The 25,845-nt window shown below is 51.5% G+C and carries 14 protein-coding genes; 1 reads left to right on the forward strand and 13 read right to left on the reverse strand.

The annotated features are described in order from the left end of the window. Window positions 1–9: 9 nt before the first annotated feature. The 6 genes from F3F93_RS02770 to F3F93_RS02795 form a co-directional block, all read right to left on the reverse strand. Window positions 10–1,869 carry an ATP-dependent DNA helicase gene (locus tag F3F93_RS02770; RefSeq protein WP_176957623.1) on the reverse strand — a complete coding sequence of 620 codons (1,860 nt, stop codon included), beginning with the start codon at window positions 1,867–1,869 and terminating at the stop codon, window positions 10–12. Continuing rightward, window positions 1,862–2,827, reverse strand: a complete 966-nt coding sequence (locus F3F93_RS02775) for an oligopeptide/dipeptide ABC transporter ATP-binding protein (RefSeq protein WP_176957624.1) — start codon at window positions 2,825–2,827, stop codon at window positions 1,862–1,864. The genes F3F93_RS02770 and F3F93_RS02775 overlap by 8 nt, the downstream gene beginning before the upstream one ends. After that, window positions 2,824–3,786 (reverse strand): ABC transporter ATP-binding protein, encoded by a 963-nt coding sequence (locus tag F3F93_RS02780; protein WP_176957625.1) that lies wholly within the window; start codon window positions 3,784–3,786, stop codon window positions 2,824–2,826. The genes F3F93_RS02775 and F3F93_RS02780 overlap by 4 nt, the downstream gene beginning before the upstream one ends. A 91-nt stretch (window positions 3,787–3,877) precedes the next feature. Further along, complete coding sequence (locus F3F93_RS02785) at window positions 3,878–8,926, reverse strand: PAS domain S-box protein (RefSeq protein WP_176957626.1); 5,049 nt, start codon at window positions 8,924–8,926, stop codon at window positions 3,878–3,880. A gap of 27 nt (window positions 8,927–8,953) precedes the next feature. After that, entirely contained in the window at window positions 8,954–10,333 is a 1,380-nt protein-coding gene (locus F3F93_RS02790) for a class II fumarate hydratase (protein ID WP_176957627.1), read from the reverse strand. Then, complete coding sequence (locus F3F93_RS02795; protein WP_176957628.1) at window positions 10,333–11,952, reverse strand: SpoIIE family protein phosphatase; 1,620 nt, start codon at window positions 11,950–11,952, stop codon at window positions 10,333–10,335. The genes F3F93_RS02790 and F3F93_RS02795 overlap by 1 nt, the downstream gene beginning before the upstream one ends. 279 nt (window positions 11,953–12,231) lie before the next feature. Here F3F93_RS02795 and fusA point away from each other — a divergent pair, with 279 nt between their 5' ends. Beyond that, window positions 12,232–14,238 (forward strand): elongation factor G, encoded by a 2,007-nt coding sequence (gene fusA, locus F3F93_RS02800; RefSeq protein ID WP_176957629.1) that lies wholly within the window; start codon window positions 12,232–12,234, stop codon window positions 14,236–14,238. Between the two features lie 160 nt (window positions 14,239–14,398). Here fusA and F3F93_RS02805 read toward each other — a convergent pair whose 3' ends face one another. From F3F93_RS02805 to F3F93_RS12705, 7 genes are all read right to left on the reverse strand, one after another. After that, entirely contained in the window at window positions 14,399–16,714 is a 2,316-nt protein-coding gene (locus F3F93_RS02805) for a response regulator (protein ID WP_176957630.1), read from the reverse strand. Beyond that, complete coding sequence (locus tag F3F93_RS02810) at window positions 16,711–17,628, reverse strand: ABC transporter substrate binding protein (protein ID WP_176957631.1); 918 nt, start codon at window positions 17,626–17,628, stop codon at window positions 16,711–16,713. The genes F3F93_RS02805 and F3F93_RS02810 overlap by 4 nt, the downstream gene beginning before the upstream one ends. Continuing rightward, window positions 17,618–19,396: a thiamine pyrophosphate-binding protein gene (locus F3F93_RS02815; protein WP_176957632.1), complete on the reverse strand. Its 1,779-nt coding sequence runs from the start codon at window positions 19,394–19,396 to the stop codon at window positions 17,618–17,620. Before F3F93_RS02815 ends, F3F93_RS02810 begins: the two co-directional genes overlap by 11 nt. After that, on the reverse strand, window positions 19,396–20,184 hold the full coding sequence (locus F3F93_RS02820; protein WP_176957633.1) for a hypothetical protein: 789 nt from the start codon (window positions 20,182–20,184) through the stop codon (window positions 19,396–19,398). The genes F3F93_RS02815 and F3F93_RS02820 overlap by 1 nt, the downstream gene beginning before the upstream one ends. Before the next feature lie 8 nt (window positions 20,185–20,192). Next, window positions 20,193–21,068: a citryl-CoA lyase gene (locus F3F93_RS02825; RefSeq protein ID WP_176957634.1), complete on the reverse strand. Its 876-nt coding sequence runs from the start codon at window positions 21,066–21,068 to the stop codon at window positions 20,193–20,195. Next, window positions 21,068–23,095: a TonB-dependent receptor gene (locus F3F93_RS02830; RefSeq protein WP_176957635.1), complete on the reverse strand. Its 2,028-nt coding sequence runs from the start codon at window positions 23,093–23,095 to the stop codon at window positions 21,068–21,070. The genes F3F93_RS02825 and F3F93_RS02830 overlap by 1 nt, the downstream gene beginning before the upstream one ends. Before the next feature lie 437 nt (window positions 23,096–23,532). Continuing rightward, window positions 23,533–25,752: a cation:proton antiporter gene (locus F3F93_RS12705; RefSeq protein WP_347239174.1), complete on the reverse strand. Its 2,220-nt coding sequence runs from the start codon at window positions 25,750–25,752 to the stop codon at window positions 23,533–23,535. Window positions 25,753–25,845 lie beyond the last annotated feature (93 nt).

Consider the following 25,845-nt stretch of genomic DNA (forward strand, 5'->3'; position numbering starts at 1 on the left):
CCCGCGGTTTTATGCCTCCTGTTCGAAAAACCAGCGCACTTCAGCCAGATCATCCTTGATCGGGGCCGGTGGCAGGTTTCTGGCTACTTCACGGCCATAACCCTTCACATAGAGACGCGAATCAAGCAGCGCCATCACACCACGATCATGTACCGAACGAATCAGCCGCCCTGCCCCCTGCCTGAGTGTGGCAATCGCTTCGGGCAATTGAATATCGCCAAAGCCGCTCCCCCCCTGCTCCTCGCAGCGCCGGATACGCGCCTGCAGCAGCGGGTCATTGGGTGGTGCAAAGGGCATTTTATCGATAATCACCAGACTCAGCGCCTCACCCGGCACATCCACCCCCTCCCAGAAACTTCGCGTGCCACAGAGCACAGAGTGGGTATCGTTACGAAAGGTTTCGAGAATTGCATCACGACTACCGCTCTCCCCCTGAATCAGCACATTCCACGGCAGCCGTCGGGCAAGTTCCGGGCCAATCTGATTGAGCGCCTGCCAGGAGGTAAACAGGACAAAGGCACGACCGTGAGCGGCACGGATCAGTGTCTCCATCTCATCGGTCATCGCATCCAGCCCCCGCTCTGAACGGGGATCAGGCAGATTGCGTGGCAGATAGATCATCGCCTGAGTGCCGTAATCAAACGGGGAGGCATGGAAACTCTCACTCGCCTCTTCAAAGCCAAGGCGCTTTTTCGTGTAGGCAAATGAACCGGAGACCCGCAAGGTGGCCGAAACCAGTATAAATGCTGCGGGCCGCTCCCATAAGTGCTGCCTGAGAACCGGGCCTGTCTCTACCGGTGCCACCACATACCTGCGATTATCCACATCACCATCACTCCAGCCCACGAATCCTTCTGCCGGTTTCCGAACCATGGCGATCTCAGCAACAATCTGCACGGCACGATCAGCCATTCTGGCCATCTCTTCACTGCGTTCGCGTCGTGATTCGGCATGTTTGGTCATCTGCTGCCAATGCTCGTCAACAGCTTCCAGATCACTCTTTTGCCAGGCCTCAAGAAGCTCACGACCGAGCAGAACGGCATCCTGTTTCAGCGCCGGCTCATCACCCAGCTCATCCAGCAGCGCCTGCATATCATTGAGCCACTGAATCAGGGTAAGGCGGGTCAACTGGATACCAAAATGCTGACAGGCCAGCTCAGGCAGTGAGTGCGCCTCATCAATCACATAGACATCAAAACCGGGCAGAATCTCTCCGTACTCACCCGATTTCAGCGCGGCATCGGCAAGCAGCAGGCTATGATTGGTGACCACAATATCAGCCACCTGCGCCTTCTGGCGCGCTTTCATCAGCGGACAATCCTCAAAATCACCACATTTTGAACCCAGACACTGATCGGCTGTCGTCGTCACCATCGGGCCAATGCCTTTGGCAAAGACATCAAAATCGAGTCCGGAGAGATCACCATCGCTGCTTGTCTGCGACCACTCCAACACCTTAAGCAGCGACTTCTTCTGCCATATCTCCAGCTGCGCACCGCTTGCCGAACGACGCAGATTTTGCGGGCAGAGGTAGTTACTGCGCCCTTTCAACAGCGCCACCCGGCGCCGGACTCCCAGCGCCTTCTGCACGGCAGGCAGATCACGATGCACCAGCTGATCCTGTAGTGAACGGGTATGGGTTGAGATAAGTACTTTATCGGAGGAACGCAGTGCAGGAATCAGATAGGCCAGCGTTTTGCCGGTACCTGTTTCCGCTTCAGCCAGCAGCATACTCTTCTGATCAAAGGCTGCGGCAATCTCACCGGCCAACTTGATCTGCTCCTCGCGCCGGGCATAACCGGGCAAGCTATCAACCAATGCAGACGCATCATCGAAATCATGCCGGACAGTACCGACCAGATTACTCATCGGTGGTAATATTCAGTGGGTGCAGGCAGGCGAAACCCTGTGCATTGAGCCTGGCATCAAAACCGGCGCAATCACTCTGTGCAACAGTACAGCGGTTTCTAAACGGACAACCGCTCTCAGCCACACCTTCATCGGTAGCTGCAAGCGTATCAACCGGACTGCGCTCATCAGGATGGGCGATCGGCCGCGCTTTAAGCAGGGCATCGGTATAGGGGTGTCGGCAGTTGCCGAAAACATCAGCCACAGCCCCCTGCTCCACCACATGGCCGGCAAACATCACCGCCACATGATCGGCAATATGTCGCACCACTGAGAGATCGTGCGAGATAAACAGATAAGAGAGACCACGATCCTTCTGGATATCATTGAGAAGATTAAGAATCTGAGCCTGTACCGATACATCCAGAGCTGAAACCGGTTCATCAAGCACCAGCACCTTGGGCTCGACAATCAGTGCCCGAGCAATACCGATACGCTGGCGCTGACCGCCTGAAAACTGGTGCGGATATCGATCCATACCGCCCTCATCAAGACCGCACTGATTCAACACTGCAGCTACCGCATCGCGGCGCTGGCCTCGGCTTAACGATGGCTGATGCACCTTCAACCCTTCAGCCACACTCTCCCAGATTTTCATGCGCGGATTAAGGCTGGCAAACGGGTCCTGAAACACCATCTGGATATGACGGCGACGCGATCGCAGCGCAGAGCCTGAGAGATGTGTCACCTCTTCATCACCCCAGAAAATCTCACCACTATCGGCAGCAAGCAGCTGCATCGCCATACGCGCAACAGTCGACTTGCCACTGCCCGACTCGCCAACGATAGCCAGCGTCTGGCCTGCCTGCAGATCAAAGGAGAGATCAACCACCGCTTTCTTATCTGCACCGATGGCGCGGAACATGCCGCCAGCGGCAAATGTTTTATTCAGGCCTGTAGCTCTGAGTACGCTGCTCATCGGGCCTCTCCATGCACACAGCGGGCAGTGTGACGACCCTCATGCCAGGCATCAGTCGCAACTGGCGCAGCACAACTTGCATCAGCCAGTGCGCAGCGCGGTGCAAAGTGGCAACCGGTTGGCCAACGACCCGGTGGCGGCACCTGTCCGCCGATCACCGGCAGTGAACCACCGCTTTGTGAAACCTCTGGCCGACAGCCCATCAGTGCGCGTGTATAGGGGTGGGACGGGTGGTCAAAAATCTCTTTTACAGGACCGGACTCAACAATCTGACCGGCATACATCACCGCCACATCATCACACATCTCAGCCACCAGACCGAAATCATGCGTTACAAGCAAAAGTCCTAAACCTCTTTTTTTCTGAAGGTTTAGCAGCAGTGCAATAATGCGTTTCTGCACTGATACATCCAGTGCCGTGGTCGGTTCATCGGCAATGATATAATCGGGATCGGCAGCCATAGCCATGGCAATCAGCACACGCTGACGCATGCCTCCGGAGAGTGAGTCGGGGTACTGCTTCAGCAGCTGTTCGGTATTCTGCATACCGACATCATTGAGCAGATCAATCGCCCGCTGCCGAGCCTGCTGCTTACTCAGATCCAGATGCAGACGGATCACCTCAATGATCTGACTGCCGATCGAAAAGACGGGATTAAGTGCGGTCATCGGCTCCTGAAAGACCATCGCGACATGACCACCACGGGTGCGACGCAACTGTTCATCACTCATCTCAAAAAGGCTTTCGCCATCAAGCAGAATATCGCCGCTGCTCTTCTCTACACCCTGAAACTCGCCAAGGCGCAGAATCGCCTGAGCTGTCAGCGATTTACCGCAACCGGACTCCCCCACCAGACCAAGCACACGTCCGGGCTCCAGTTGAAGTGAAACACCGGAGACGGCCTCAACCCGGTTTCCCTGAATCGAAACGGAGAGTGATAGATTACGAACTTCAAGCATGGCGGCAGTGTGACCGATGCGCCTGCCCCTTTCCAGAAGAATTGAGCAACGCTCATTCATGTGATGAAAACAGTGATGGTCTAATCCTGATTTAGCGCGATACCCTGCGCATAATCAACTCCATCAGAACAGAAATCACCACAGGCTTCTGTATGGCATCACTATGAGGAATGGAAGCCGCGGCCTCCAGTTGAGTCGCTTCGCCATAACCAGTTTGGAATATGATCGGCACAGTTGCATCGATATCTCTGATCTCTTTGGCTGCAGTCACGCCACCCTTATTCGGCATCACAACATCCATCAACACAAGATCGATCTCTGACTGTTGTGTTTCGAACACCTCAACCGCCTGTTCACCGTCAACAGCCTGTAATACGCTAAAGCCGCTGTGCCTGAGCACCTCTGCCAACACCTGACGCAAGCTCTCTTCATCATCAACCAGCAGGATAGTGAAACCGGCACCGTCAACTACGGCCTCATCATGCCCCCTGATTTCGACAGGCTCAGCACTGTATAGCGGCAGATAGATCGAAACCTGCGTGCCCTTGTCAGGTTCACTTTGCAGATCAATAAAACCGCGATGGTTCTGCACTGCCCCATAGACCATCGATAGCCCCAGACCTGTGCCCTCACCCACCGGCTTGGTTGTAAAAAAGGGCTCAAATACCCGATCCAGAAGCCCTGCATTCATACCACGACCATTATCACTACAGCTTAGACAGCACCAGACTTCTTCATTCGCCATCTCAGGGAATCTGGTTACTAATCGACTATCGCTCTCTGGTCTTACCACTGCCAGTTTCACCTCAATCTCAGGTTTTTCACAACCGCTTACTGCATGTTGCGCATTGGTAACCAGATTTAGTAGCACCTGCTGCAGTTGCCCTGCATCACCTTTGATCCACATTTCATCAGATCGAGGGTAATCAAGCCTGAACGAAATATTCTCAGGAACTGAGGCGTGTGCGAGTTTATGTGCCTCTTTCATAAACACCTTCAGATCCATCGCTTGCATCTCAGTTCTATCCTTGCGCGCAAAGGTGAGCATCTGCTGAATAAGCTGTGCACCGTGTTGCATGGAGGACTCCATGCTCCTGATCCGGCTCACTGTTCTGGCATCATCCTTGTGATGGTTACGCATCAGATAAAGATTGCCAACAATACTGGCCAGAAGATTATTAAAATCATGGGCCACACCACCAACCATGGTACCAACAGCCTCCATCTTCTGTGACTGCATCACCTGCTTCTGCATCGATTCAGCCTCGCTTAAATCCTCATGCACTGCGACAAAATGGGTAATCTCCTGCTGATCATTGAAAATTGGAGCCACAGAGAGGTGCACAGGAAAAATGGTCCCATCCTTTTTACGGTCCAGGATACGCCCGACCCATGGTTTGCCATCCTTAAGGGTTTGCCAGAACTGCTGATAAAATCCTTTTGGCTGCTGCTTACTGTTTAGAATTGCAGGTGTATTGCCAATCGCGTCCCCTATCGAAAAACCGGTATTCTTAGTAAATCCCGGATTCACATACTGAATGGTGCCTTCAGCGTCCGTAATGATGATGCTCTCACTTACCGATCCTATGGCACTGGTCAGTAGACGCATCTTCTCATCCTGCTCAAGGCGCTCGGTAATATCACGCGCGATACCAGCAGTGCCGACCACATTCCCATCAGCATCTAACACTGGCGACTTGAAGGTTTCATACCAGCGCAGTTCCCCATCCACCTTCACCAGCTCTTCCACCTGCTTAGGTTCACCCCGCGCCATGACATCACGGTCATCCGATTGATAGGCAAGGGCAAGCTCTTGCGGCCATACATCCAGATCGGTTTTACCTACCAGTGACTCTGCACTGACCATGCCACAGGCTCTGGCAAAGTTTTCATTGATTGCAAGATAGTTCCCCTGTTCATCCTTCAGCCAGGCAAGGAATGGAAGGTTATTCAATATCGCATGTAAGGAGCTACGTTCGCTTTCAGCCTGCTTAAGCGCCAAGGTCAATTGCTGCTGCGCCTCTCTTCTTTCGGTGATATCACGGATAACTGTCACCGTGGCAGGCCCACCTTCCCACTCCATAGCCGTAGCAATTACTTCAATCGGAAATACTTTGCCATCACTTTTACGGAGCCCTTCGATTTCAGAAGGGCCTATAGGCATCTTAAAACGGTGTGCACGTCTATCCGCCATTTCATAAAAACGTCTAAATCGTTTACTGGCATAGTCACGGGCATCACTGCCGATGGCAGCATCAAGTGACGGCACACCAAACATCTCCAGTGCCGCCCTGTTGGCAAATACCACCTTCTGATGCTGATGCACCACTACCGCATCAAAATCCGCATCAAGAATACGTTGCATTCGTTCTGCAGTTTTAGCGACCTTCTGCTCAGCCAGCTTTCTCTCCGTAATGTCTCTAAAAACACCCTGCAGTACAGGTCTGCCATTTATTTCAGTCTTATTGGTACTGATATCAACCGGCACATCTTTACCATCAGCACGGCGCACCACGACATCAGGAATAAATGAACGCTCTTCATGAGCGTGATCAGCAAATACCTTCTTATAACGCTCAAGCTCTTCAGGTGGATGTAGTTGTCCCTGATGCATGCCGATAATCTTCTCACGTGGTAGACCCAGCATCTTCTCTGCGCGTTCATTCACATCAATCAGGATACCGGTCTCTACATCACCGACGAATATCGCATCATTGGATGATTCAACCATCCTACGATACTTCTCTTCTGATGCTTTCAACTTGTTCTCTGCAGCTTTGCGTTCACTGATATCACGGAAAACGGCCTGAACAATGCCTTTTCCATTCGCCTCTGTGACATTAGCACAAATATCTACCGGCACATCAGTACCATCGGCTCGGCGCACCAGCAGATCAGGCATAAAGGCCCTGTCATCTTGGACATTATCAATAAATATCTGCTTATATCTCTCTTTCTCTTCGGGGGGATGAAGCTCTGATTGATGCATACCGATAATCTGATCACGTGGTAAGCCAAGCATTTTTTCAGCCTGTTCATTGGCATCAATCAAAATACCGGTTTCGGTCTCTGCTACAAATATCGCATCATAGGATGACTCTATCATCTTGCGATACTTCTCTTCTGATGCTTTCAGTTTATTCTCTGCAGCTTTACGCTCGCTGATATCGACATGGGTTCCCACAAGGCGGGGAGGGGTAAGCGGCTTGCCATCAGCATCTACCGCCAATCTGGCGCGCGCCAGGATATCTACCCAGTGTCCGTCTTTGTGGCGCATGCGAAATTCGACTTCATACTTGGACGATTTTCCGTCGATATAGGCTTGGGCATGGCTTAGTACTTCTTCCTTCTGAGCCGGATCAACGAGTTTTGCCCACACATCCAGCGTGTTACCCAGTTCATCTTCCTTATAGCCAAGCATGGCCTTCCAGCGAGGCGAGTAATAGACCCCATTGGTTTCCAGATTCCAGTCCCACAAACCATCATCGGCACCCTGCAGGGCAAAATCCAGTCGAGCACGGCTTGTGAGTAAAGCCTTCTCGGCCTGCTTACGCTCGGAGATGTCCCTGATAATCGCTCGACCTGCAATAATAACACCATCAGCATCATACTGTGGCGTGGCTGAGACTTCGACATCAATGCAACCGCCATCCTTTTTACGCAGTGCTGTCTCCGCCAGAGGGTGGAGTTCCCCTGCAAACACACCTTTGATGCGCTTGCTTGTTTCCTCCTGGAATTCGAGGCAAATAAGCTCCATCACGGGCATGCCAATCATCTCTTCCCGGGTATAACCCAACGTATCGAGTTCCATCTGATTCACATCTATAATGCGGCCATCGACATCTACAATATGCATCATATCCCGAGCCTCATTGAACAGACTACTATAGCGCTGTTCAGTATCACTCAACTTGCGTTCAACCTGCCTGCGACCTGTAACATCCAGCCACGAACCCACCATCTCGACAGGTACTCCGTGCGAATCTTTAATCACACGTGCATGATCCAGGATCAGCATCCAATCGCCTGAGTGCGCTCGCACCCGATAGGTTAAATCAGTCTCTCCCTTCTCAACAACACGATTCAGGCATTCTTCTACAGCGGGGAGATCATCAGGGTGCACATGCTCCTTCCACCACGGCGTCTCAATAAATGTGCAGGGGGAGTAACCCAGAACATCCTGCATCTGGGGACTGAAATAGGTCGGTACAAACGTACCTTCGCCCTCCACCTGCCGCCATTCACAGCGGTACAAAATAGCCGGAGAAACGGCAACGATGCGCTCCAGTTCAGATTTCAGGGCCAGTAGCTTCTGGCTCTCAACCAGCTTCTCTTCAGCCTGCTCATAAAGTTGTTTAAAACGTTTAATGCGATCACCTTCAAGACCGCGAATCACATCAAATTGAGTCAAAATACCCGCAGGTTTACCTTCATCATCGACAATCACCATGCGACGAATACCTGATTCGCGCATGGTCACAGAAGCCTCCAGAAGAGAGGCGCTTCCTAGCATCGTTTTGATCGGTGATGTCATCACCTCAGAGACAGTAATCTCAGCAAGGTCAACGCGTTCAGCCACCAGTCTGGCTGCATCGCGCTCGGTAAATATCCCAACTGCTCTGTCGCCACTACTGATGACCACACAACTGATCGAGCGATCATGCATCAAGGAGAGCGCATCAAGCACACTGGCTTCAGCATCAACGGTCGCCACATTACGGCTCATCGCATCTGCAACCGGTTTGGCTTTCAGGAAATCATCATAGGAGACTGCTCTGAGAATATCAGTGAAGGTGACCAGCCCTTCAAGCTTACCATGGTCATCCACCACCAGAAGGTGTCGAATATGGTGCTCAGCAAGAAAATCAAAGGCTTCGTAGACGTTCTGGTTACTCTCCACGGTTACCGGACCGTGCCTGATCATCTCAGAGACCAGCGTTTTATCCACATCCCGCTGCTGACTACCTGCATGCACCAGATCACTTTCAGTGATAATGCCACTGGGTTTACCTGCATCGGTGACAACAACCAGACAGCTGATTTTATGGCTGGCCATCAGATGTGCAGCTGCACTCAGTGTGGTTTCAGGTGAAACCGTGATCACATTGTGCGTTATAATATCTGCAATCGTCAGCGTCATAGTTTCATCCTTCCATGGATTCCTAGTTTATGCCTGCGGTTTTAACATAGTAAGCGGATCAAGCAGGCGATCAAGCTCATCGGCATCAAGCAGCGCATCATCCAGACAGACCTGACGCACAGTTTTACCTTCACTCACAGCCTGCTTGGCGATTTGCGATGCTCTGTCATATCCGATCACCGGTGCCAGCGAAGTCACCATGCTCATGCTCCACTCAATCTGCTCGGCACAACGTTCTCTGTTTGCCACAAGACCGTTAATGCATTTATCGGTAAACATACGCGAGGCAGAGGCCAGCAGACGCTCTGATTCAAGCAGGTTATGCGCCATCATCGGCAACATCACATTCAGATCCAGCAGCCCCGAAGCACCACCAAAAGCGATCGCCGCATCATTACCGATCACCTGTGCACAGACCTGAGCCAGCGATTCGGCAATCACCGGGTTTACTTTACCCGGCATAATCGATGAACCGGGTTGCACTGAAGGCACAGTGATCTCACCAATGCCACAGCGTGGACCGGCATTGAGCAGTCGCACATCGTTAGCGATCTTGACCAGAGAGACTGCCACCGTCTTCAGCTGGCCTGAGAGCTCAACTGCTGCATCCTGGGCTGCCTGCGCCTCAAAATGGTTGGCTGCTTCATGGAACTCAATACCGTAACTTTTGGAGAGTTCAGCAGCCACTTTTGCACCGAACTTCGGATGTGTATTCAGCCCTGTACCAACCGCTGTACCACCCTGAGCCAGCTCGGTGACTCTTGGTAAGGTGGATTCAAGCCGTTTAATACCGAGTTCAATCTGGCGTGCCCAGCCGGAGATCTCCTGTCCCAGCGTAATCGGTGTGGCATCCATCAAATGGGTACGGCCTATCTTCACGGCATCCATGGTTTCAGCTGCTTTTAACTCAAGTGCGCTGTGCAGGTAGCGAAGCGCAGGCAGCAGTTCGTGTACCAGCAGATCGGCAGCCGCCAGATGAATCGCAGTAGGAATCACATCATTGGATGACTGCCCCATATTGACATGATCATTGGGGTGGACGTAGATGCTCGCATCGATCTGGGCACAGCGATGCGCAATCACCTCATTGGCATTCATATTGGTTGAGGTGCCGGATCCGGTCTGGAAGATATCAACAACAAACTCCTCATCCCATGCACCCTCCACCACCTCTGTGGCGGCCCTGGCAATCAGCTCAGCCTGATCTTCAGCCAGCTTGCCCAGTGCACTGTTGGCTGTGGCTGAGGCCTGCTTAATACGGCCGAGTGCGCGAATAAATTCCCGCGAGAAACGCAGGTCAGAAACAGGGAAATTCTCCACTGCCCGCGCCGTTGAAGCACCATACATGGCGTGCTCCGGCACCATCATCTCCCCCATCGAATCCTTTTCTACTCTCATCTTCGACATCACTTCTCCCGTCTTACGCAGAGGATGGTCAAATCGTCATCCTGCTCATTGCGTCCATATTCATTCAACTCATCCAACAACATGGTTGGATAGTGATCAAGCGGATCATGCAGATGATCCTTCAACCACTGTCTCAACCTGGCCTCACCAAACATCTCCTTACCAAGACGACTGGAGGTTTCGGTAACACCATCGGTATAGGCCAGCAGTGTATCACCGGGATGCAGCTCGGTGCGTACCACCTCATAGGTAATCCCTTTCATCAGGCCCAGCGGTGGAGAAGAGGCCTCCAGCGGCCTGATCCCATCGGCATTGGCCAGAAGTGGCGGCACATGGCCTGCATTCATCCAGACCAGTGAGTGGGTCTCCGGCTGCAACTTACCCATAAACAGCGTCACAAAACGACCGGCAGCCATCGAATCGCAGAGCGTTTCATTAAGATAGTTGGCTGCCACCTCAATCGGCCAGTCGACAGCCGCCAGACCGCGCAACATCGCCTGCAGGTTGGCCATGGTCAGCGCCGCCGGATACCCCTTACCCGACACATCAGCCACCATCAGCCATACGCGTCCATCCTCAAGCTCGATATAGTCATAATAGTCGCCACCAACCGAATAACAGGTCTGCTGAAAACCCTCCAGCTTATAAAACGGGATCACCGGCGCATATTTGGGCAGCAGCCCCTGCTGAATCTCTGCAGCAATGGCCATAGAATCCTTCAGATCCTCACGCTCCTGCAGCCCGAGCATGGCGGTATTCAGGCCTCTGGCCAGCTCTCCGAACTCATCATCAAGCAGCACCGGAATCCGTCCGGAAAAGTGGCCTTCGGTGAGGTGATGAAGCCCTTTTTTCAACGACAGGGTCACCTGTTTAAGGATATGGCTGATAAAGCCAACCAGAATCACACCGGCAGTAATGCTCATGGCCAGCAGCACCATTGCCTGAGCGAGAATGAAACGCTCTTCGGCGACCTGTCCCTCCTGCGAAAGGTATACAAACAGCCCGAGAATCAGAGTCGGAATAAAGCCGGTAACCAGAAAAACAAGCCATGGCCGATATTGTGATGAGGTGAGGTAGCGCTCTACATGTTCACTACCCAACTCAGAGACGAACAACCCCTGATGGGCAAACTTTGCCCGCAGACGCGTGCTGTAAACCACCGAACTGGCTACTGCCAGAGCCGGAGCCAGCACACCGGCACCGAAACTGAAGTTCAGGGTCAGGGCGAGAAACATACGCCATGTGAACAGATGCTCTCCCATCAATGCAACTGAGCTGATCACGATGATCAGATAAAAGGCAAATATCCAGCCGACAATGGTATAGGCCTTAAGTGTTCGCCAGGGGAAATCGGCCATCACCGATTCGATCAGACGACGATGCTTTTCCGGGTTATCACGCGAGATAAGGAAAGTTTTCAGCGGCTGAAAGGACCACCATGCGGCACCACAAAAGAGTACGGTAAACACTGAAATATCGAGCAGTGACAAAGCAAAGGAGATGCCCAGATCCGAGGCGTTACCATTGACCCGCATCACCAGCTGTCCGAGCATAAAAATAAGCGGCAGCGGCCACAGATAGAGCAGGTAATTGCGGAAATGTTTATTGAGAATCCCCATCCCCTGACCCTATCCGCTTTTTTTCTGGAATTCACCTGCAACCTGCAGCTTAATATCCTGTCGCTCACCATTTTCCGCCAGGTGTCAGCGCCCTGATGCAGCATCACATCACGTTCACAAAGCTCATATCTACCCCTCAAAACGGATAGACGCTGATCCATCTTTTCTGTATGCTTTTCTAATCATCGGGAACAGGTATGTACAGAGCATTCACAGCCGGCTTGCTGCTTTATCAGATATGGATATTCACCATGTTCCCCACACATCAGGGAGGCTCTCTTGGATCAGTTCAACAGCTCACAAATCAGAAACATTGCACTACTTGATCATGAAGGCGCAGGTGAAACCACACTGCTGGAGTCGATGCTGCATGCGGCCGGTGTGACGACCCGCATGGGCCATATCGGTGCCCACAATACCGTCAGCGATTTCGATCCTGATGAGAAGCAGTATGAGAAGTCTCTCTACTGCTCCACCCTCTCATTTGATTACAACGACCTGCATTTTAACTGTCTGGATGTGCCGGGTTCACCCGATGCCATCGCCGAAGTGATGACCGCCCTGCATGCAGCTGAGACGGCACTGATCTGTGTCGATGCCTGCGATGGTGTGAAGGTCAACACCCGCAGGGTATGGCGACTGGCCAGTCAACGCGGCATCCCGCGCATCATTGCTCTGACCAAGCTTGATGCTGAAATGGCCGACTTCCCGACCGCACTAGAGGCACTGAAAGCTGAATTCGGCAACCGCTGTATCCCTCTCTATATTCCCAACGCCTCATCCTCTGCATTCACAGAGGTCTATTCGGTTTTGCACAACAGCGATGCCAACGCTGAAACTGCTGCAGCTTATGAACATATCGTTGAAGCCATTGTCGAAACCGATGATCTTCTGATGGAACGCTATCTTGAGGGTGATCAGATCAGCGAAGAGGAGCTTACAGGTGCACTGAAAGAGGCGCTGCTGCATGGCAACCTCTTTCCGGTCATACCGACTGCCGCAGAACATGAAACAGGCACCAGAGCGCTTCTGGACCTGCTGAGCAAACTGGCTCCTACCCCTGATGAGATTGAACGCATCGTCGAGCAGCGAGGTGAACCTGTTTCGATTCACGACATCAAAGGCTTCTCTGGTTATGTCTACCATACCGAATCCGATGAGTTTGTCGGCCGCATCTCCTATCTTCGTGTTCTCTCCGGTTCAATCTCGGCGCACGACTCATTCATCAACCGCCGTTCAGGCAAGGAGGAGAAAGCGGGCCATATCTTCCGGGTAATCGGCAAACAGCAGCAGGATATCAGCCGCGCAGTTGCCGGTGACCTTGTGGCTATCCCCAGGGTTGCCGATATGCACGCCTGCGATCTCATTACCGATGCGGCTACCGATATCAAGCTTGATGAGATGAAATTCCCGATGCCTATGGTATCGCTGGCCATTCGTCCTAAAACCACAAAAGATGACCAGAAACTGGGCACTGCCCTGCACGAATTTGAAAATGATGACCGCACCTTCCATGTGCACAGTGATTCACAGACCCACGATCTGGTTATCAGTGGCATGTCCGATCTGCATCTGCGTCTGATTCTCAACAAACTCAAACGTCGTTACAGGGTGGATGTGGAAACGTCCACGCCGCAAGTCGCCTATATGGAGACTATTACCGGCAGTGTACAAGGTGTTGAATACACGCATAAAAAGCAGTCCGGCGGCGCAGGCCAGTTCGGGCGCGTTGTGATCAATGTCGAGCCGCTTGCACGCGGTGAGGGTTATGAGTTTGTCGACAACATCCATGGTGGCGTCATTGATGCAGTATTCCGCACCTCGGTGGATAAAGGGGTACAGTCAGCCATGCAGGAGGGGGTGATGGCCGGTTATCCGGTGGCCGATGTACGCGTCACGCTGGTCGATGGTAAAACCCACAGCGTCGACTCCAAGGATATCGCGTTCCAGATTGCCGGACATAAAGCCTTCAGAAAGGCCTTTAAACTGTGCCAGCCGGTACTGCTGGAGCCGATTGTGAAAATGTCGATCTCTGTGCCGCAGGATCATATCGGTGATATCATGGGTGATCTCAATTCACGCCGGGCACAGATTCTCGCCACGGATATGAAGCGAAATAGCGCCATCATCGAAGCTCAGGCACCCATGGCAGAAATTCAATCCTATCAGGCACAGCTTAAAGCGATGACCCGTGGTGAAGGTAGTTACACCATTGAGTTTGATCATTACGATGTGGTTCCTGCTGCGATTCAGAAGCGTATTCTGAATCCATCGGCTAACGACTAAAGTAACGCTGATTAATTCAGTGTTTGTAAGCAAAGGTAAAATCACACTATCACCATTGCGAGCTGATTTTTGCCAAGACGGCAATAAATCAGCTCCCTCCTAGCGAGTGCAATAACTCCCGGCCACCTGCGTGGCTGACCGGGAGTTATTCACCCCGCCCCTAACTGCTGCTGATCACCCCTTCAATAACCGTACTGAAATGGCCCAGATCATAAGGTTTTTCAAGATAACCATCATAGTTCTGATAGGCCATTTTACGGTCCAGGCTCTGTGCCGAATAACCGGAAGCAATGATCACAGGTATTTCAGGGTAGTCTCGTTTCACCACCTTGAGTACCTCTTCACCTCCCATCTCCGGCATAATCAGATCCAGCACTATCAAGTCGATGGCATCGCTGTATTTAGCCATTATCTCCAGCGCCTGTTTACCATCCTCTGCCAACAACACGTTGTATCCTCTCGCCTTCAAAAACTCGGAGACAATAAACCTTAATACCTCCTCATCATCGACAAAGAGTACAAGCTTATTCATCTCCAGCTCAGGAAGAGGTGGAAACACTCCTGTCATTACATCAAGAGCACTCTCCGTTTCTGCAACCTCCTCTTTAATGGCCGCAGGAAGATAGATATGGAATGTTGTTCCCTTGCCGATGGTACTATCCAGATAGAGATAACCACCATGGTTTTTGATGATGCCATAAACCGTTGCCAGGCCCAGACCTGTGCCTTTACCTATGGCTTTGGTGGTAAAGAACGGATCAAAAATCTGATCACGCAGATCATCGGCAATACCGCCACCATCATCAGCAACGTCAATCAATACGTAACTGCCACGAAGCGCTGAGGGGTGAGCCTTAACAAAAGCCTGATCAATCACCTCATTACGCAGTGAGATTTTCAGCTCATGACCACCGGCATCGAGAATCGCGTCTCGGGCATTCACACAGAGATTCATCAAAACCTGATGCACCTGGCTTGGATTACCTCTGATAGGCCATAGCGAGGGAGAAACATCCGTGTAGATGCGCACACTTCGATCGATGGTTTCGCGCAACAGCCCCTCAACCTCTGCGACAAGCTCACCGGCATCAATATCCTCCACTCTGGTTTTTCCTTTTCTGGCAAAACCAAGCAGCCCCCTGGTAAGCTCAGCTGCACGCAAGGAGGCCGAGGTAATGGTGCTGATATAGCGCTCAACACTTTCGCGATCTTCAATTTTCATTCTGGCCATCTCTGCCGATGATAAAATGGCCGCCAGAAGGTTGTTGAAGTCATGCGCAATGCCTCCGGCCAGCGTACCAATCGACTCCATCTTCTGAACATGGAAAAGCTGATCTTCCAGGCTGCGCATCTGTGTCACATCCTGAATAATACCCTCAAACCCGACCGCCTCATCCTCTTCATCAAAACGCACACGTGAGGTCACCAGTGTTTTCAGAGTGGTTCCATCTTTGTGCTTAAATTCAATCTCACGCTCTTTAATCTCACCTTTGGCCAGCAGCTCTCTGATCACCTTGTTTCGCTCATCAGGGTTGGCATAGATGAGGGCGCCATCGCGAATCTCCTGAATCATCTCTGCCCTGTCTGCAAAACCGAACAGATCAACCATCGCCTGGTTGCAGTCAATCAGATGGCCATCCAGCGCATTGATATACAGAGGTTGGCCAATATTCTCAAACAGCTCTCTGAATTTTCGTTCACTGCGCTCCAGTTCGTCTGTTTTTTTCTGAATCTCACGATTCTGCTTGCGAAGCGAAGCTGCCATATCATTGAAGTTTCCGGCCAGACGACCAATCTCATCCTTATGATCGACGGAAATCTTGAAGTCGAGATCCCCCTGTCCGATTTTCAACGCACCTTCTGAAAGCTGTTCGATCGGCTTGATAATGCGACGCATGGGAAGATAGATCAGCGCGCAGCCAATCATCATCAGCAGCAGCGTGGCCCATATGGTGGTAACCAGCGTCTCCTGCCATTTCTTTGTGATCCCCGTTGTTGAGAGACCCAGGCGCACAAAACCGGCCACCCGACTCGCATCCCCTTCAAAACGCACCGGCACCATGAAGTCCAGATAACCGCTGTTACTCTGATCAACTGCGCTTTTACCGACAGAAAAACCGGAACTTATCGCTTCGGCTCTCATAGTCTCGGAAAGCATCAGATCATGTTTTTTCTCACCGAGATTCTGCAACAATTTACCGTCAGACAGATAGATATCGATATAGAGAATATTGGGCAGCCCCAGCATGCCTGATGCGACCTGCTGCACAAACTCACCATCCTCAAGCACGACCCCCAGACGCACACCTTCGGCAAGGCTTTCAGAGAGTGAGCGCGCCTGCTGGCTCAAGGCCCCCTTCAAGGCCTGATTCTGTGTGATCAGAAAATAGGAGGCAGCGGCAGCCATAATGGCCATAATCAGCAGCGCGACCAGCAGGTATATTCTGGCTCCAAAGCCCAGTTTAATTCGCTTCAATTGATCACCTTCGCCTGCCTGAGGAGCACCTCCGGCACAGTGATGCCCATCTCTGAGGCAACCTTAAGGTTGATCGAAAGATCGGCATCACGGGCCATCTCAATGGGATGATGGCCCTTTTTCCCCTCTGCCAACATGCGATTGGAGAGCTCTGCAACCTGCTGGCCAAGCGTCTCGTTCTGCACAGTGAATGCAAACAGGGCTCCGGCCCGCACATATTTATCGGAGAGGCCTATCAGCGGTCTGTTCTGCTCACGGGCTGTAAAAAACAGATAGCGCACAACGTCTCTGGCACGCATCAACTGGTCAGGAATCATCCAGTAGGCTGTATGATTCTCACTCAGTAGCAGCTTGGCCTGCTCCACAGCCTCCGCTGGAGAACCCACCTCTCTGGCAAACAACTGTTGATTCACTGACAGGCACGCCTTTTTCCCCCTGTTAATCAGGTCCTGGCTCTGCTCAGGGTCATACACCACAGCAACACGCTTCACTTCCGGAAGAAGCTGGCTGAGTACCTTCATCTGTCGCTCCGGCGCCACACTCATTGAGACACCGGTCATGTTCCCGGGCATCACCTTCAATCTATCCCGAGGATTTAATACCATCACAAACAGGATCGGTATATCTGTCACCTCTCCGGCTAGCGCACGCATGGCCTCACTGCCAATCACCAGAATCTGATCCGGTTTGCGGGCTCGGATGGCGCCGATCATGGCGCGCTCATCACTCAGATCACCATCCTCTTTGCGGGCAAAGATCCTGGTATTGGCATCTGATGTTGATTTAAAGCCCGCCAGCGCCTCAACATAGGGGCGGATATTGGGATCAAGCAGTACAACCACCTCTTTAGCCAGCGCACTGACAGGCAGCAGCAAGAGCAGCAAGCCGATAGAAAAGAGCCTCTTACTCCTCACGATAGACCTCGCGCAGAGCACTGAGGCGACTACCAATCGGCGGCACCTCATCCCGATCAATCTGTACATCAATCACGACCGGTCGTTTCAGTGCGATCAGTTCATTCATCATTTTGTTGCTAAGTTCACCGGCTTTACTGATGCGAACCCCGACTGCACCAAAGCTCTCGGCCCAGCCGACAAAATCGATTGGCGCGAAGGTGTGGGAGGTCTCCATCGCCTGCTCCGACATCGACTGACCATGGCGCACCATGCCCAAGCCTCCATCATTGAGAATCACCCAGATCACAGGAATGCCGTGACTCACGGCAGTTGATAGTTCGGTGCCGTTCATGAGAAACCCGCCATCACCGACGATGGCCACCACAGGCCGCTCTTTTGCAGCCAGCTTGCCTCCGATTGCAGCGGCCACGCCATACCCCATACATGAGAATCCGAGAGCAGCAAAAAAGGTGCCCGGCTTGATAATCGGCAGGTAGTGCAGCGCCCAGGCTAGGTTGTTGCCGATATCGATAAAAAAGATGGTCTCATCCGGTACCGCAGCCCTGATATCAGCCATCAGTCGCTGCGGTTTAATCGGCGAGGCATCTGAGGTGATCTTCTCCAGCTCAAGCATCATCGGATGTTTTTCAGAGAATTCGACAAATCGTCTGGTGCGGATATGCCGCTCCACACTGGTCACCCGATGCACTCGCTCCAGCTCATAAAGCAGCTCTTTTAGCACCACCCTGGCATCACCGGAGAGCGGTATCACAGAGGCGTAATTGCGCCCGAACTGGTTGGGGTCGATATCGATCTGGATAATGGTTTTACCTCTGGCAAGTTTCTCATTCCAGCCATGCGTGGCCCACTCATTAAAGCTGGTACCAACAGCAATCAGCAGATCGACATCCTCATCCAGCAGATAGGCATCAGCTCGCGGTGAACCGCCAAAGCCGAAACAGCCCAGTGCCAGTTCATGATTTTCAGGGAATGTCCCCTTCGCCTTGGGTGTGGTCGCGGTGGGAATCGTCAGCAACTCCGCCAGATCCTTCACCTCTCTGGTAGCCCCTGACCAGAGCGCACCACTACCAACCAGCATAGCCGCCTTCCTGGCCCGGCCAATTAACTTAACCGCCTCTTTAACCGAACTACGGTCGAAATGTTGTGGCTGGTTGTAACTGCTGAACAGAGAATGAGAGATCGCCTTCTCATCAACCTTCTCAGCCATCACATCCGATGGAAGGCTGAGATGAACAGGTCCCCGTTTGCCCGAAAGTGCCATGCGGATCGCTTTGCGGAACATGTCATCGGCAAGTGACGAGTTGATGATCATCGCACTGTAGTTGGTACTCTTCTTAAACACCTCAACCACATCAATACCTTCATGCGAAGAGTCCTGAAAGGCGCTCTTGCCGAACTTGCTGATCGGAATCTGGGCGGTCAGAGCCAGCACCGGAATGGAATCGGCATAGGAGGTGGTAATGCCGGCAAAAAGGTTGGTTGCACCCGGACCTGTCGTTGCACAGCAGACGCCAAGCGTGCCACTGACACGGGAATATCCGTCAGCCATGAATGCAGCGCCCTGCTCATGCTTGGTCAGGATAGGTTTAAGACCGCCTCTTAGCTCCGCTTTGGCCAAAGCGTTGTAGACAGGCTCCAGTGCTCCGCCGGGAATACCGAATACGTATTCCACCCCCTCTTTTTCAAGGTAGTGGACGAGAAGATCGCCATTCTGAATCTCATCCGGCAACTTCTTAGGTACCGGGTACTTGATTACATTACTCATCAGGGCAGCTCACGCTCCTCTACCCCTTCATAGAGGATATCCTCACAAGCAATCGGCAGAAATGTCCCAGGCTCATTTTCAAATGCTTCAATGTAGCAGGGTGGAAGCCCAAGATAAAAACCTACAGTTAGAAATTGGTGGACTTCATGCGCTGAAAGCCCCAAGTCCAATAAGCGAGCTGTAGCGTAACCGGCAAAATTAAGAACAAGCCGATAACGCTTAAGCAAAATCTCCATATGTTTAACAGTCGCTAGATGAGGACCATCCTCAATCCCCATCTCTTTCGCCATTCTTTCGATAGGTTCAATCCGCTCTTCCACGCGGGTCAAAGGGCGTCCGAAACCAAACATAACACGCTCTTTTTTCAGTACAGCTTTCATATGGATTATAAGATCATCTTCGCCCTGATCCTGAAAAATACGACAGCATTCAGAAAAGCCTCTGGCTGCATAGTATTCGGCCTGTCCTCCGTATGTCTTAGCTTCAGCACTTGCGACGCCCACAGACAGAGCTGCGCCAGCCGAAACTCGTGCGCTTCCTGCCAATGCCACAACTCTGTTACACCAAAGCCTCGGATCCGGGTAACCTGTAGCAACAAAAAGCGCCTCAATAAGCCTTGTCTGATTACCATCATATAAACGACCAGTTATCGAAAGAAGAAGCACCTGAATCCAGGACGTTTGATGAGTCAGTTCCTGATGAATATTGTATCCATGCAGGGTTGCTTCACCGCCAATAGTCCACCCACCGGACTTGGATGTAACACGGTCGCGTTTCTCTGCAAACATCTCCCAACTCACTCTTCCGCCCCCACTCTCTTCGCAGGTTCAGGACCTTCATAGTTATAGTATGATGAGTCAGCCCAAAATGGGTATTCGTTCCAATTACGTGGTAACTGTTCAACGCCATGTGCTAATATGCCCGCAGAGCCAGCGATCATAAAAACTCCAGCCCCATGCTCCGGGGTGAAGCCAAGTTCGCATAATGCCGCTGCAACCACTCCCGACAAAGTCAGATAAACAGGGTTATTCTCCTGAGATAAAACAGATTCAATCTCCAGAGCCAAATTCAAAATATTGCCGCCCTCATCTTCAAGAAGGTTAATCAGCGTTACAGCTCTGGAGTCTCTTTCTCCGTAATACAAACCGAATCCAGGTGGAATCTCAGGCCATGGTACGACCTCATCATTCTTATGTTCTTCCCAAAACATCCTGTACTCATGAATCAATTGCGCAGCATGTTCCGGCAGAGAAGTTCGCTGTTGATCCAAACCAAACTGTCCGTTCAACAGTCGCATTGCCGCCTCAATGTGCATTGCGCCTTCCGCCATGCCACCTCTAACTGTAAGCCCTGTTGTCAGAATCGTTGGTAACGGCGTTTTACCCACCCCGCAGTTCATTGCTGCACGCACCCCGGCATCTCGAGGGCCGGGATTAGCTAAAAATGACATGACTTTGTTCAATAGTTGGTTCTGCTCAGGTGTAGGTAATTCGCCCTGAGACATAAGAAACAGCATCTCAGTCCAGCCATAATTTGCAATCAGCTTCTCGGCATCGTAACCGTGCCAGAGAGTCTTTTTGGCAACAAACGGATTGCTCTCAGAAGAGGTTTCCTGACAAATTGCTGTGCGAATAGACTCCTGTTTCGGGCGTGGCGGAAAAAAGGATGGCATCAGAATTTATACTCCGCCTCAGCTAGCAGTGTGCGTCCGGGCCTTGGGTAACCATTGGCCACGGAGACTGGTGAAGGATCGTAATTTTTCGCATTGAAAAGGTTATGTACTTTGAATGAGAGGGTAAGTCCTTTCATTAACTTCTCCGTAGATACTGCCAGATCGACTACTGTGGTGGCTGGCGAGGCAGCACGAGTGTCTCCGGCTGCACGGCTACGTTTGCCATCCCAACGTAGAGCAGCATTGAAATTCAGATAATCATCGAACAGGCCAGCATTGGCTCCAACACGTATTCTGTGCTGAGGCACATTCGGCAGTGTTAACTGCGTCTGATTATCTTTCGATTTCTGATAGGAGTAGTTCAAATATCCGTAGAGATACTCTTGCCAGTCAGCCTTAAGCTCAACCTCCCCACCCCAGATCGTTGCACCACCAGAGTTAATCGTTAATGGCGTCGTTGGTACAATTCGTTCGGTGAAACGATTATGAAACAGATTCGCGCTCAGCTGGTAGTTGTGCGTCAACTTCCAGACAAGGCCTGCTTCAAAGGTCTGCATCTTCTCCGGTCTGAGATTGGGATTGCCTACCGATGCAGGGTTATTAATCTCATACATCTCAATAAAACTCGGGGCTCGGAATGCAGTGGCATAGAGAAGCTTGATATCAAGGCTGTCATTGGCAGACCAGACAAGCGCCAGTCTCGGATTGGTTGTATTACCGAAGTCGCTATAGTGGTCAAAGCGGAGACCCGCAGTCAGAATCAGATCACCCCTGATCTCCCACTCATCCTGCAGATAAACTGCAGACAGCTGCCGTTTGGCGGGTTTATTGTGATTGAAAACATTTGAGACATCGACACCATTTACAATATGGCGCACATCGAACTGGCGCTGGAACTCCTGAGAAACACCCATGGTAAGGTGGTGACCTTGGAGAGGTTCAAACTGCAAGCGCAGCTCCCCTGAGTAGGTGCGATTCTTGAGAAGCGGGTGCCCTGTAGTAAAACCGGGAAGATTGATCTGCCACTCGGTATCCCACTCAAACTGATCAACACCCACTCTCGCTTCAACATCGACACTGCCCAGGCGATCTCTGTATTGAGCGCTGCCATAGGCCTGTCGATTGTTGGTACGCGTACGGGTATCGATCATATTGGTGATGGAGAGCGGAGTGCCACGCCGTTTATCAAGATAAAGCGCTGAAAATGAGAACTTGTCCATACTGGCAATCAGGTGCGCTGTATCAGTCGAGCGCCAGAAGTTGGTATAACCACTTCCACCTATTGCGTCTGCTGCGACAAACTGCCTGCTTCCATCGGTGTCCAGTCGATCATACGATGCGACGACACCGCCATCTGCATCACCCTGCCCCAGTAACATATTGCCATGCCTGCGACTGTTGCTGCCACCACCGGCTTTTAGTTTAACGCCTTTAAAGTCACCCGGTTTCTTCATAATGATATTAATCACACCGACAAAAGCATTGGCACCATAAAGCGCAGAACCGGGGCCACGGATCACCTCGATACGTTTGATCTGCTCAACAGGAAATTCATCAAACAGGTGATTGAAACTACCATGAAAAGGATTGTTGATGCGGTGACCGTCAATCATCATCAGCACCTTATCCATGCGTGACTTGATGCCCCGCACTTCAATATCGGACTCCGTCGAGATGGTATTCAGGTAGCTATAGCCAAAACCGGGAACCGTAACCAGTGCATCAAAAATATTGCGGGCGCCCATATTCTCAAGTTGATGGTCGGTGATGACTGTGGCGATTGCCGGGGCTTTGCCCAGTGTGCGGGCCGACTGTGTCGCGGAGATGAAGAGTTCATCCTCCTCAAACAGCAGCGAAAGGTCATCATTGATCTGATTTTCGCCTTCAAATTCAGCGGCGGACGCTGTCGACATAAACAACCAGCCAAACAGCATCGTAATTAAAATGAAATGGCCTCTTGCCATAGCTACTCCCCAAACCTGATTTGACTTGATCGACATGAAATCAAAGCAAATCACATTACCCATACTCGTTCTCATTTCCGCCAATTCGGCATAAGAAATGCAAACGGCTGAAGATCCTCTTCGAAACATATGGAGCTTCCTGCGTTACCCGGTTCACTGTCTGGCTAACCGGCCACATTACTCTCCCTAAAATAATGTATACCGATCGACGCTGAACCTGCCTCACAACTTCCGAGACGAAGGGGAAGCATGATCGCAACACCAGATTCTTCAATCCCCCATATGGGGGACAAGGAAAACCCTTTGTTTTCAACAAATTCTCGAAAAACACCCAAAAACCCATAATACCCAGAGTTCGTTTTTCATTCAAATATGATGGCAATAGAGATATCCCGGATCCAAAAAATCACCTTAATGTTTCAGAAACCGGAGACCCGTTAAATGGAGAACTGACATGAAGTCAGCTGTTTAGTTGATGTGCGATATAAGCCAATACTCCGCTATGAACCATTCTGCTGAGTCAGCTTGCAGCTTTCGCGAAGTTCCGCATTGCGTGTTGATAATTTATCGGCAATTTCAGGTTCTCTATCCAGAAGTCTCAGAAAGCTGTCACGACTAATCTGGTAGATGGTACAAGGAACCACAGTTTCAACCTCGGCACTACCTGAACCCTGCCCCATCAGTGCCATCTCCCCGAAGAACTCACCAGCCATCAATGTCCCCTCAACCGCTTTACCACCAGCGTCAAAAGAGATCCGCAACACACCCCGCACCACCATAAAAAGTGTCTCACTCACTTCATGGTGCCGCACAAGAAACGTATGCTCTAGGAGTTCTTTCTCTTCAATAAGATCAGCGATCAGTTCAAGCTCGCTGATCTCCAGCCCTGAGAATAGAGGCACACGCCGGATCATGCTCACCGGATCATCTTTAAAAGCTTTAACCTCATGGCCTCGCAGTGCAGAAAGCCGTCTGGAGAGCTCCGCCTCTATATTTCTGGCAACACCCTCCGGAAGAACACCTGACTCGGCTTTCTCCTCGGTTATTTCAAGCTCAGCCAGAAGAATCATACGTTGCCCCAAACGAGACTGCATGGAGCTGACAAATTCAGGATACTGCTCACCGACCTGATAGAGCTGCTGGGTGGCAATATCGTGCCAGGAACGATATTTATTAATCACCTCTTCGGCTGACTCTTCACTCATCAACTCCATCCTGGCCAGTTTTCCCAGTGATTTGATGACGTGACTACTACCAAGGAAATGGGCCCAGATCTGTTCATAATCAAGCACGATGCGTGACATGCGCATCTGTTCAGCCACAGGTTTCAGCCACGCTGCCCTCTCAGCCAGCCGGAAAAATGCTGACTCCAGCATCCGTTTAACACGGTGGGAATGAACATGTTCAAAGGCACCATGATAGCGCAGGGCATCAATCTGCAGGTTCAATACCAGCGCAAGCTCACGAAATGCAGTTTCGCTGATATGCCCCTGATTATACATCTCGGTATAGAATGAGCGCTCCTCACTCAGGGCACGTAGATAGAGCAGATTGACCTCGTTCACCTTGTCCATCTCAGTGTTGCGCAGATGATCAATGCGCTGCATGGCACTACTGATGGCGTGATCACACTCCACGGTCAGATTATGAGCAATACGATTAGAGAAAAAACCACCATTGGTCAGTGATGGCAACCGCTTCATCGCCTTCTTCTTAGATACGAGATCCAATTCGATAAATGCCAGACGATCAGCAAGCGGCGGAATATTGAGGCCGAACTTTTTCATCAGCGATTCGATAGAGAGCCCCTGTACCAGCAGCGTGAATAGCACAGCGCCCATCACCATCGCCACAAACAGTTCATAGTATTCAAACTGTGGAAGACTGAGCACGATGGCCAATGCAATCGCCCCCCGCAGACCGCCCCAGAACATAATAAACTGATAGGGAAAACTGATCGCGCTGGAGCCAGGCAATCGCCCGATCAGTGGTAGCAGACAGAAGATAACCAGGGCACGCGCCACCAGCATGGCAAATACCACCCATGCCAGGGTATCAAGTGTCTGCCACAGCGCGATAAGATCGACCTTCATCCCGACCAGCAGGAAGAGCAGCGCATTGGCTATAAAGGCCAGCAGCTCCCAGAAGTGTTCAAGATAGATGCGTACCGATGTTGAGATACGGATACGACCCCAGCTGCCTAGCGTCAGACCTGCACCCACTGTGGCCATCACACCACTGACGTGGAAAACCTCCTCTGCCAGCAGAAAGGAGAGATAGGCCAGCGCTGTGGTCAAACCGATCTCAATAAACGACTCCGATTCAATCCAACCGATAATTTTACCGGTCAGCCAGCCAAGGCCAATACCTACACCAAGACCTCCGAGAAAGAGGAAAAAGAAGCTGCTGATGCCACCACCTAGCGAAGCAGCACCATTCTGTTCAATCACCATACCAACCAGAATACCTGCAACCACGATTGAGGTGGCATCATTGAACAGGCTCTCCCCCTCTATCAAGGTGTTCAGTCGCTCGGGTGCTCCGATCTGGCGGAAGATCGCAACGACAGCAACCGGATCAGTAGCGCTTAAGATAGCTCCCAGCAGCAGTGCGATCATGAAAGGCATGGCTGTAGCCAACCAGAGGATACCACCAATCAGGAAGGTGGAGATTAGCAATCCCGGAACGGCCCAGAGTGTGTGAAAACGCTGGTCAATAATGGTATAATTATCTCACAACGTCTTGTGGGGTATTTGCATGAAACGATTTGTTATTGGAGAAAGCCGCAGCCAAAGCACGCTGTTTCCTGAGCT

The sequence above is a fragment of the Mariprofundus sp. KV genome (assembly GCF_013387475.1).
Classification (GTDB): Bacteria; Pseudomonadota; Zetaproteobacteria; order Mariprofundales; family Mariprofundaceae; genus Mariprofundus.